The following is a 10,646-nucleotide window of genomic DNA, read 5'->3' as shown; positions in this document are numbered from 1 at the left end:
GCCTATGGCGTCCATGCACTGATCTCAGGCGAGGCGTCGGTCGAACCGGAGGATCCGGCCGAAGCGCTGTGGACCGCGGTGCGGCAACTGCCGGACAAGCAGCGCGACGCCGTGCTTTTGGTCTATGGCGAAGGATTGAGCCACGCGGCCGCCGCCGAGGCGATGGCGATCTCGGAGACGACGGTTTCCTGGCACATCCATGAAGCGAAGAAACGGCTGAAGACGCTGATGCGCGCGGCCGGGGAAGTGTGACCATGGTCGACGACAACGAACTCAACAGACTGCGCGATATCGCAGCACCGGCGCCCGCCAAGGATGCCAAGGCACGTGCCTTCGAGGCCGCCCTGCGCGCCTATGATCAGGAAAATATTTCTGCTGTCACCCAAGGATCGATTGGCGGGCTTCGTCTCACAGAGCGAGCACAAAAGCTCTGGAGCGAGATCATGCAAAAGAAACTCATTGCCACGCCGGCCCTTGCCGGGCTCGTCGCCCTGCCGATCGCCGGATACGCCACCTTCCATTTGCTGAGGGAACAGCCGCCCAAATTCGGCGGCGACGAGAAGATCACCGAGACGCTGGCCGACAAGCCGGCGACGGTGAAGCCGACGACCGCCGAGCCGAAGCCGGCTCGCGGCGAGTTGGAGAAGGACAAGAAGGCAGACGCGGATGTGGAAAGCCGCGGCGCGACCGATGCGCTTGTGGCGCCGGCCTCGCCGCAGAAATCCGAATCGACCGTTGCTGGCGGCGCGGCACAACAAAATGCGCTGGAGCGCGGTGTGCTGGCCGAGCCTGCGCCACCGGCACCGACAGGTGAATTCGCGCTGGATGGCGCTGCAAGTGTACCCAGCACCTCGCGAGCCCGCATGCCGGCCGAATCCAAGCTGATGGCGCCGCAGCAGCCGTCGATCTTGCCGGCCGACCAGATGCAGCCGCAACCGGAAAACCGCGACCGCATCGAGGATTTCAAGACCAACCCGGTGCATGCGGCACTCGAGGATCCGGTCTCGACCTTCTCGATCGACGTCGACACAGCCTCCTATTCCTTCGTGCGCGGCTCGCTGAAGCAGGGCACCCTGCCGCAGGCCGATACTGTTCGCGTCGAGGAGATGATCAACTACTTCCCCTATGACTGGAAGGGTCCGGAGTCGGCCTCGACACCATTCAACTCGACCGTCAGCGTCATGCCGACGCCGTGGAACACGCAGACCAGGCTGATGCATGTCGCCATCAAGGGTTTTGACGTCAAGCCGACCGAGCAGCCGAAGGCCAATCTGGTCTTCCTGATCGATGTCTCGGGCTCGATGGACGAGCCGGACAAGCTGCCGCTGCTCAAATCGGCATTTCGCCTGCTGGTCAGCCAGCTGAAGGCCGACGACACTATCTCGATCGTGACCTATGCCGGTGACGCCGGCACAGTGCTGGAGCCGACCAAGGCGTCCGAAAAGGACAAGATCCTCAGCGCCATCGACAATCTGACGCCCGGTGGCAGCACGGCCGGCGAGGCGGGCATCAAGGAAGCCTACAGGCTGGCGCAAAAATCCTTCGTCAAGGACGGCGTCAACCGCGTGATGCTTGCTACCGACGGCGACTTCAATGTCGGCCAGACCGATGACGACGACCTCAAGCGGCTGATCGAAAGCGAGCGCAAGACCGGCGTTTTCCTGTCGGTGTTCGGCTTCGGCCGCGGCAATCTGAACGACCAGATGATGCAAACCATTGCCCAGAACGGCAACGGCACCGCCGCCTATATTGATACGCTGGCCGAGGCTGAAAAGGTGCTGGTCGAGGATGCCTCGTCGACGCTGTTCACCATCGCAAAGGACGTGAAGATCCAGGTCGAGTTCAACCCGAACAAGGTCTCGGAATATCGCCTGATCGGCTACGAGACCCGCGCCTTGAACCGCGAGGATTTCAACAATGACCGCGTCGATGCCGGCGATATCGGTTCGGGCCACTCGGTCACCGCGATCTACGAGATCACGCCCAAGGGCAGTGGTGGCGAGCAGATCGACCAACTGCGTTATGGCCAGGCGTCGGTGGACAATGGCGGCGTCGCCAATGCGGACGAATATGCCTTCGTCAAGATCCGCTACAAGCTGCCGAATGAAGACGTCTCGAAGCTGATCACCACGCCGGTGACCTCGGCCAACGAGATCTCGTCCTTCGACCAGGCCAGCACCGACCAGCGCTTCTCCGTCGCGGTCGCCGCCTTCGGCCAGAAGCTGCGCGACGAGGATGCGACCGCGAAGTTCGGTTACGACAAGATCATGGAGATCGCCACTGCCGCTCGAGGGGCCGACCCGTTTGGGTACAGGGCCGAGTTCCTCTCGCTTGTGCGCCTTGCCTCTGCGCTGGGCGGTAACCGGTAAGTGGTGATGACGGCCGGTTTCTTTCAGATGGGATCGTTCTGATACGGGGGAACCGACCGCGGGCGGGTGAGGCAGGCCGGCGAGGGAAACCTTGCCGGCCTTTTTTCGCGGATTTTATGGGTCGTTAAATTGCGCGGCAATTCCGGTACCGGATGGCAACCCCCTCCTTGTTACGCAGGACAGGTGTACTGGGCTTGAGGGAGCCGAAATTGCAGATCAGGACTATCGCCAACTCGATACCCCCGGCGCCAGACGCCTCGGCGGTTTCATCGGCCCCATCATCGGAATCCAGGCGTGACAATGTCGCACAGGCGCGCCACACCGCCCTGTCGGCGCTGACCAACGACCGCTTCCGCATCATGCTGGAACAGATCACCGACCCCAGCGCTTCGGGCGCGCTGATGACGATGCGCGGCGACAATGTGGTCGACTTCAAGTCGGCGCAGTCGAGCTACGCCGACAACAGCGAATAACCGAAATCGATGAGGTCAGGCCCGGCTGCGGCGGCGCTCGCGGCGGGCTTCGCTGGTCTCGGCGGTGTTTTCCGTCGCGACCTGGTTGCGCATCGGACCAATGCGCTCGACGATCGCCGCAACCGTCGGACGATCCGACTTGGTGTGCGCGTCGAGCGCCTTGCGCATGGCGGCAAGGTGCTGGAACGAGGTGCCGCAGCAGCCGCCGATAATCTTGGCGCCGCCATCGACGGCGAGGCGCACATAATCGGCCATCAGTTCGGGCGTGCCGGAATAATGGATTTCGGTGCCGCGGAATTCGGGAATGCCGCAATTACCTTTGACGATCACCGTCGCCTCCGGCTTCGCCTCGGTCATGTCGAGCAGCGAGGCCAGGATGTCGGACGCGCCAACGCCGCAATTGGCGCCAACGCCGAGCGGCGCCTGCGACAGCCCGTCGGTGACGCCGTGGATATCCCTGGGCAGCAGGCCCATCATGGTGCGGCCGGCAGTGTCGAAGGAACCGGTATAGGTGTAGGGCAGGCCGACGCGGATAGCAGCCTCGGCGGCGGCCCGGATCTCGTCTGGAGCCGACATCGTCTCGATCCAGGCGACTTCGGCGCCGCCTTCCTTGAGGCCCTCGATCTGCTCGGCGAAGGCGTCGACTGCCTCGTCATAGGTCATGGCGCCCAGCGGCACCAGCAATTCGCCGGTCGGGCCGACCGAACCGGCGACGATCACCTTGCGGCCGGCCTTGCCGGCGACCGCACGCGCAAGCTCAGCGGCGCGTTTGTTCAACGCGTGCACGCGATCCTGCGCATGGTGCAGCTTCAAGCGGTGACGGGTGCCGCCGAACGAGTTGGTGAGGATGATGTCGGCGCCGGCATCGACGAAATTCTGATGCAGGCTGGTGATGGTGTCGGGCGCCGTCTCGTTGAGCAGCTCTGGCGCCTCGCCCGCCTCCAGCCCCATGGCGAACAGGTTTGTGCCGGTGGCGCCATCGGCCAGCAGCACGCCCTTTTCAGCCAGCAGCTCATCGATCGGGTTCGTGGTCGTCATCGGATTGGCTTTCATGTTTCGAATTCGAATAATGATATAAAGAAGTCTTTATGTGTAGTCAATGATTTTGCCGCGACCGCTCGGCCAGATGGTGCCCTTTCCTCACGATCCGGGGGTGATCTCGACGTGGATCTCGGTGCAGATGCCGCCATTGGTCGGGTGATGGTCGACCGAGCAAGCGGTGACCACCAGCAGGAGGTCCTGTTCGGCGCGCAACGTCACATAGCCGCCCGGCGGGTTGATCGACGCGGAAACCACCAGCCGACCGTCGGGTTCCGGCAAGGAGTTCTGAAAGAGATCGACCGGATCGGGGGCGAAAGGCAGCGATATGCCCTCTGTGGCCAGCGCCTGCATCAGATTGTCCCGGCAGTTCGGATGATTGGGAAATCCGGCGCGCTCATAAAGCGCGCTGTCGCAAGCGGGGTAAAGCATGTCGTGCGGACCCGGCGAGCCATCTTCGACCAGCGTCAGCATCGGCTTGGCGGCGGCACTGAAGAAACTGTCGCCGATTGCGGGAAAAAGCCGCTCGGTGATGTCACGGGTCTGCGAGGTGCTCAGCCAGTCGACCGTCGGGTCGGTGCTGAAAGCCCAGAGATCGGAAACCTGCTGTCCTTTGGGATCGATGATGCGGATGAGGTCGCCTTGTGAGACGCGGATGGCGCGGCCCGACTGGGGTGGAACGACGATGCGGCGCGGATCGGGCATGAGCTGTCCTTCAAAAATGGAAATGGCGTGGCCGGGACGAGGCTCCACCAGAGGACCATGATTGCCAGAGATCAGACCATGATTGCCAGAGATCAGACAGTGCCTGTTGGGAACGACATGCCGGCCAGCCTGTGCGCGAAGCCGGACGCCTCGTGCGCGTTGATGTCGGCGGCGCGGATCAGATTGTCAAAATGCTGGATCAGCGTCTGGATCGGCTGGGTGGCGTTGAGCACCAGATACATGTCGCCGACATAAATGGCGGCGCGATAGGGACCGAAGATGGTGTAGGGGATGGAATAGCGAATCCGCCCGTCATAGAGAAACAGCCGGAAGGTGGGGTAGAGGTCGTCGAGCAGCGTCGCCATGTGCAGCAATTGGGCGCGGCGGTCGGCTTCCGGGAAACGATCCCAGACACCCAGGCCGCGGGCGAAAATCTCCAGCGTATGGCGAGGCATGCAGACTTCCATGTCGGTTTCCGGCCGCCTGTTGTAGTCGATGCGGTATTGCGTTTCGCCGGCCTGGGCGAGGCGGCTCTTGTTGGTGATGCCGGCTTCGTAGTCGACCAATGCTTCGGTGCGCAGAAGGTCGGGAATGCCGGCCGGTACGTAGCGGATCTTGGTGCCGGCCGCCTCGGCATGCCATTTGGCCAGCAGCGTGCGGTCGAAGCCGTCCGGTGCCTCTTCTATCTCCAGGCTCTCGCGGATTTCGCCGGTGAGACCCTCGTCCTGGCTGAGGCCGAGAAGCCAATCGAGCGACACCTTGAACTCGGCGGCGATGTTGAGCAGCGTTTCCGCTCGGGGCAGGCGCGTCGAGGCGCCCGACAGCAGCTGCGACAGCGCCGAACGGTCGATGCCGACCGCGGTCGCGAAGGCCGACTGGTTGAGGTCGGAGCGTGTCAAGAGTGTTTTCAGGCGCTCGCGGAAGATCGTCGACAGGTCGCGCTTGTCCATGTGCGTGCTCCACCTCGATTGAGGAAAAATTTGCGCCGAATCGCTTCCGAGCGCACCTCAGGCGTAAATGAATCCCTAAGCCTGTTTACAATGTGTAACATGTGCGGTCAAAAATGCGCAATCGCAACAGTTTGTGTACTTTGTCTCGTTGAGTGGAATCACTTCTCCTGACACAATGTTGTCAGGAGCCAATTGGGGCTCCGGCGACTGAGGGGCAGTGGTCGATAGCATGACGAGCAAGAGCATCAGGCGACACAGCGCACCGGCCATAGAGTGGCCGACCGTGGTACTCGCCTTCTTCTGCTACGCAACTTGGCTCGCCACCGGTTTCCTGCTCTGGCCATCTTACCCCATACTGGCGCTCGCCCTCCTGGCTTTGACCGCCGCACTGCAATCGTCGATCATGCACGAAGTGCTGCACGGTCATCCGACACGCAACGCGCGGGTCAATGAAGCCTTCGTGTTCCTGCCGATCGGTCTGGTCTGGCCGTTCCGCCGCTTCAAGACCATCCATCTGCGCCACCACGCCGACGAGCGGCTGACCGATCCGCTGGACGATCCGGAAAGCTATTATCAGGCGCTCTGGCAGCACGACGAACTGCCGCCGACGATGAAATTCCTACTCAAGATCAACAACACCATGGCCGGCCGCTTCGTGCTTGGCCCGTGGCTGTCCTGCGTCGGCTTCTTCATCGACGATGCCAAGCACGTGATCGCCGGTGACAAGGCGATCCGCAAGGCCTGGCTGCTGCATGCGATCGGCCTTGCCGTCGTGATGCCGATCGTGCAGTTCGGCTTCGGCATCCCGCTGTGGCTTTACATTCTGGTGCCGGTCTGGCTCGGCCAGTCGCTGATCTCGATCCGTACTTTCGCCGAGCATCAATGGTCGGAACATCCGGAAGGCCGCACGGTGATCGTCGAGCGCTCGCCGCTGTCGTTCCTGTTCCTCAACAACAATTTGCACTTCGTCCATCACAAGACCCCGACCGTGGCCTGGTACAAGCTGCCCAAGCTGTTTCGCGATCGCCGTGAGGAATGGCTGCGGATGAACAATGGCTATGCCTATCCCAACTATTTCGCGCTGATCAAAGCCTATGCGTTCAAGGCGAAGGAGCCGATCGTGCACCCGGTGCTGCGGCGTCAAGCCGAGCCGGGCAGGGCCTTCAAGCCGCGCATCAGGGCGCGCAGCATCAGCGGACTCGGCAGTGCGCCGGTTCCCGCAGAGCCGCCGAAGGAATAATTCCGGTCTACCCGGAATCCGTGTCGGCCAATTCTGATTGGGCGCCGCGTTTTTGCGATCATTTTTCCAGACATGATGATTTGATATCCGGCATGAGTGAATTGGTTGCGGCGTTGCCGATGTATGACTGGCCCGAAATACGCGGCGAGGTCGACGCGCAATGGGCGCTGTTGCGCGACGCGTTTCGGCAAAAGGGTATCGACGCACCGCAAACCATCGTGCGGCGCAATGGAGACCTGCCGCCGGTGCCGGGCGGTATTCGTGATGCTGCCGGTGCATTGATCGCATCCGATCCAGTGACATTGCCGCCGGACGAACTCGATTTTCACAGACTGTGGCTGCACCCGGCGCTGCTGTTCGCGCAGACCTGCTGGGGGCCGATGGAACTCGGCCTGTCCAGGCATGTGCAGGTGGTTGCCCAGCCAAGCTACGACGCCTACGAAGGCGGGCAGGGCGAGCTCTATTCCAGCGCCATCGTCATGCTGGCGGATGGCGCGCCGTCGGTTGCCTCGCCCAATGACGGCAGCCCGCTGATCCCACTCGATCGGATCCGCGGCAAGCGCTTCACCTTCAACAGCCTCGATTCGATGTCGGGGTTCCTCGGTTTGACGCGCGACCTGGAGGCGATGGGCGAGAGCCTTGACCTCTTTGCCTCGCGCAGCGAAAGCGGTGGGCACCGTTCCTCGATCGTCGCAATTGCAGAGGGCAAGGCCGATATAGCGGCCATCGACTGCGAGAGTTGGGCGCTGGCGCAACGCTTCGAGCCGGCGGCGAAAAAGGTGGCGGTCGTTGGCTGGACCGGACGGCGCAAAGGCCTGCCCTACATCACCGCCGCAGGGACACCGGAAAAGACGGTTGGGGCGTTGCGCGAGGCCATTGCCGGGCTAGCCGAGCAGTCTCTTATCCAACGGGTAGGTTGAGAGCTGTTCGTTGCCCGTCTCGGTGATCAGTATCTGTTCCTCGATCTTGACGCCTTCGCGCCCGCCAAGCCTGCCGATATAGCTTTCCACGCACAGCACCATGCCCGGTTCCAGCACGCCGTCCGGAGTGTCCGATGTCCAGTCGCTGGCATGCGGCAAGGTCGGGTATTCATCGGCCAGGCCGACGCCGTGATAGAGCACGCCGTAGCGCGTCGGGAAGCAGTCGCCGGGCGGCACCGCCGAGCGTTCGACGAGGTCGCGAAACGAGATGCCTGGCTGCATCAGTGCCGCGTTGTGCCCGATCTGGTCGGCAGCGATGCGGAACAGGTCGCGCTGTTCGCTGGTCGGCTTTCCATCGCCGCACAGCCATGTGCGCGACAGGTCGGCGCAGAAGCCGTAGGGGCCGATCAGGTCGGTGTCGAAGGCGACGAGATCGCCAGCCTCGATCTTGCGCGACGAGCATTCCTGGAACCACGGATTGGTGCGCGGGCCTGACGTCAGCAGTCGCGTCTCGATCCATTCGCCGCCGCGCGCGATGTTGCCGCGGTGCAGTTCCGCCCACAATTCGTTTTCGGAAATCCCCGGCTTCAGCGCTTGTTCCATCTCGCCCATCGCCGCCTCGCAGGCGACGATCGCGCGGCGCATGGCGAGGATCTCGTCGGGTGATTTGATCAGCCGCGCGTTCTCCATCAACGCTTCGCCATTGCCGATGGAAATGCCGAGGCGAGCCAGCTCCTCGACGCCTTCCGGATTGATATGGTCGACGGCGATGCGGCTGTTGCCGCCGCCATGCTCTTTCACCAGATCGGCTATTCCTGCGGCCCAGCGGCGGACCTTTTGCTCGGTCAACTCACCGCCATAGAGATACATCCACGACACTGCCGGTCGCACTTCGTCGACGACGCCGGAATGATCGGACAAATGCTCGCAGGAGAAATAGTCGAACAGCACCACCGGCCCCTCCGCGGCGACAAAGCAATGCCGCGTCGGGTTGTGCGCCACCCATAGCTGCATGTTGGTGCTGTCTGTGGCGTAGCGGATGTTGACGGGATCGTAGAGCACGGCGCCGGCATAGCCGCGGCGCCTCAGCTCGGCGCGGATGCGCTCCAGCCGGTATTGGCGCATCGCCGCCAGATCGGGCGCGGCAATGCCTGCCGCGGCCCATTCAGCCTCGGCCTGCGCACCGTAGCCCAGCACATGCTGGTTGAGCGAAGCCGCCTTCTGGCGGGAGGCGTCGCGCAAGGCTTCGATCGAATCGGCTTCGAACGGCATGATTTTGCGATGCCGGCCAAAGCTGCCCTTCGGCCCCGCGTTGTCCATGGTCGAAACTCAGGTCCGCATCTTCTCGCCGCTCGGATCGAAGGGCGCTTCGACATTGATGCGGGCCGGGCGCCGGTGACCGAGGATCTCGATCTCGAACAGCCCGGCACTTTCGTCCTCGGCAAGCGCTGCGGGGACGTAGCCCTGCGCCATCGACTTCTGCACATAATGCGCATAGCCGCCCGACGTGACCCAGCCGACCACGCGCCAGTCACCGTCGACGATACCCCGCACGGCGGAAGCGCCTTCGGTAGCCTTGGAGCCACGTATTTCCTTGCCGCCCTCGTCGAAGCGGGGCGCGCCATAGCCATGCGGCTTTTCAACCGTGCCATAGTCCTTGCTGACCTTGGCCCAGATCGGCTCATCGCCCATGACATCGGCGTCGGTGGCATCGACGATGAAGGAGACGCGGCGCAGCTTTGGCCCCTCGGCCTGTTCCTTGGCAGCGGCCTCGCGGCCGATGAAGTCGTTCTTCTCGAGCTTGATGAAGCGGTCCATCGCGCCTTCGAACGGTCCATAGATCGGCCGCAACTCGCGGAACCAGGTCGGAAAATTCTTTTCGAGGCGCATGGAGAGCAGCGCGCGCATGCCGAAATCGACAAGGCCGAATTCCTCGCCGGCGTCCTTGATCGCTTTGTAAACCAGGCGCTCGTAGGCCGGTGCCATCCAGATTTCATAGCCGAGGTCGCCGGTGTAGGTGATGCGGTTGACCATGCAAGGCGCCCCGCCAACCGCCATCTCGCGGAAATCCATGAAGCGGAAGGCTTTTGTCGAGACATCGACATCGACCAATTTCTGCAGCAAGTCACGTGACTTCGGCCCTGCGATCGACAGGCCGACCAGCGTCTGGTCGAAGCGGTGGATGCGCACCGTTCCGTCCTTCGGTAGATGCTTCTCGAACCAGCGCATGTGGTATTTCTGCGCCGCCGAGGAACCCCAGATCATGAAGCGGTCTTCTGCCGCCTTGGCGATGGTGAAGTCGCCAATCAGCTTGCCGAATTCGTTGAGCATCGGCGTCAGCACGATACGGCGGGTCTTCGGCATGCGGTTGGTCATCAGCCGGTTGAGGAAATCCTCGGCTGCGGGTCCCGAGACTTCGTATTTGGCAAAATTGGCGATCTCGGTGACACCGACACGCTCACGCGTGGCGCGCACTTCCTCACCGATCGGCCCAAAATCGTTGGAGCGGTGGAAGGAGACGATATCCCTGGGTTCCTTGCCTTTCGGTGCGAACCAGAGCGGCGTTTCAAGTCCCCAGCTGTCGCCCATGACGGCATTGTTGGCCAGCATCGTGTCGTAGAGCGGTGTCGTCTGCGCCGGGCGTGCCGCCGGCAGTTCCTCATTGGGGAAGCGGATGGAGAAGCGGCGCGAATAGTTTTCGCGCACCTTGGCGTTGGTGTAGCGCAGGCCTGCCCATTCGCCGAAGCGGGTGACATCCATGCCCCAGACGTCGAAGCCGGGATCGCCATGCACCATCCAGTTCGACAGCGCGAGGCCGACACCGCCGCCCTGGCTGAAGCCGGCCATGACGGCGCAGGCGCACCAGAAATTGGTCAGGCCCTGGACCGGGCCGACCAGCGGGTTGCCGTCGAGCGCGAAGGTGAAGGGGCCGTTGATGATCTGCTTGATGC

Annotated in this window: 10 protein-coding genes; 5 read left to right on the top strand and 5 right to left on the bottom strand. The window is 62.8% G+C overall.

The window, feature by feature from the left end:
• The 3 genes from EN984_RS09020 to EN984_RS37625 all read left to right on the top strand — a co-directional run.
• On the top strand, positions 1–252 hold a 252-nt coding region (locus EN984_RS09020), incomplete at its 5' end, for a sigma factor-like helix-turn-helix DNA-binding protein (RefSeq protein ID WP_245480048.1).
• Positions 253–254: 2 nt separating this feature from the next.
• Positions 255–2,369: a VWA domain-containing protein gene (locus tag EN984_RS09015; RefSeq protein ID WP_127272722.1), complete on the top strand. Its 2,115-nt coding sequence runs from the start codon at positions 255–257 to the stop codon at positions 2,367–2,369.
• Positions 2,370–2,578: 209 nt separating this feature from the next.
• Positions 2,579–2,842: a hypothetical protein gene (locus EN984_RS37625; protein ID WP_164748997.1), complete on the top strand. Its 264-nt coding sequence runs from the start codon at positions 2,579–2,581 to the stop codon at positions 2,840–2,842.
• 15 nt (positions 2,843–2,857) lie between these two features.
• Here the strand turns inward: EN984_RS37625 and bmt are convergent, their stop codons facing one another.
• The 3 genes from bmt to EN984_RS08995 all read right to left on the bottom strand — a co-directional run bounded on the left by bmt (position 2,858) and on the right by EN984_RS08995 (position 5,535).
• Positions 2,858–3,880 carry a betaine--homocysteine S-methyltransferase gene (bmt, locus tag EN984_RS09005; RefSeq protein ID WP_164748998.1) on the bottom strand — a complete coding sequence of 341 codons (1,023 nt, stop codon included), beginning with the start codon at positions 3,878–3,880 and terminating at the stop codon, positions 2,858–2,860.
• A gap of 102 nt (positions 3,881–3,982) precedes the next feature.
• The gene (locus EN984_RS09000; protein WP_127267835.1) at positions 3,983–4,585 is read right to left on the bottom strand and encodes an urea carboxylase-associated family protein; all 603 of its coding nucleotides are present in this window, start codon (positions 4,583–4,585) and stop codon (positions 3,983–3,985) included.
• Between the two features lie 92 nt (positions 4,586–4,677).
• Positions 4,678–5,535, bottom strand: coding sequence for a helix-turn-helix transcriptional regulator (locus tag EN984_RS08995; RefSeq protein WP_127267834.1), 858 nt, complete (start codon positions 5,533–5,535; stop codon positions 4,678–4,680).
• 229 nt (positions 5,536–5,764) lie between these two features.
• On the opposite strand from EN984_RS08995, the gene EN984_RS08990 reads away from it, so the two are divergent.
• Positions 5,765–6,775: a fatty acid desaturase gene (locus tag EN984_RS08990; RefSeq protein ID WP_164748999.1), complete on the top strand. Its 1,011-nt coding sequence runs from the start codon at positions 5,765–5,767 to the stop codon at positions 6,773–6,775.
• Between the two features lie 92 nt (positions 6,776–6,867).
• Positions 6,868–7,695 (top strand): PhnD/SsuA/transferrin family substrate-binding protein, encoded by an 828-nt coding sequence (locus EN984_RS08985; protein WP_127267833.1) that lies wholly within the window; start codon positions 6,868–6,870, stop codon positions 7,693–7,695.
• Here EN984_RS08985 and EN984_RS08980 read toward each other — a convergent pair.
• Together EN984_RS08980 and EN984_RS08975 are read right to left on the bottom strand one after the other, a co-directional pair.
• Positions 7,660–9,015, bottom strand: coding sequence for a Xaa-Pro peptidase family protein (locus EN984_RS08980; RefSeq protein WP_127267832.1), 1,356 nt, complete (start codon positions 9,013–9,015; stop codon positions 7,660–7,662). The genes EN984_RS08985 and EN984_RS08980 overlap by 36 nt on opposite strands.
• 9 nt (positions 9,016–9,024) lie before the next feature.
• A partial coding sequence (locus tag EN984_RS08975; RefSeq protein WP_164765414.1) for a glycine cleavage T C-terminal barrel domain-containing protein occupies positions 9,025–10,646 on the bottom strand: 1,622 nt, incomplete at its 5' end.

This window comes from Mesorhizobium sp. M7A.F.Ca.CA.004.12.1.1 (assembly GCF_003997835.1).
GTDB lineage: Bacteria > Pseudomonadota > Alphaproteobacteria > Rhizobiales > Rhizobiaceae > Mesorhizobium.
This window is presented reverse-complemented; position numbering and strand designations above follow the sequence as displayed.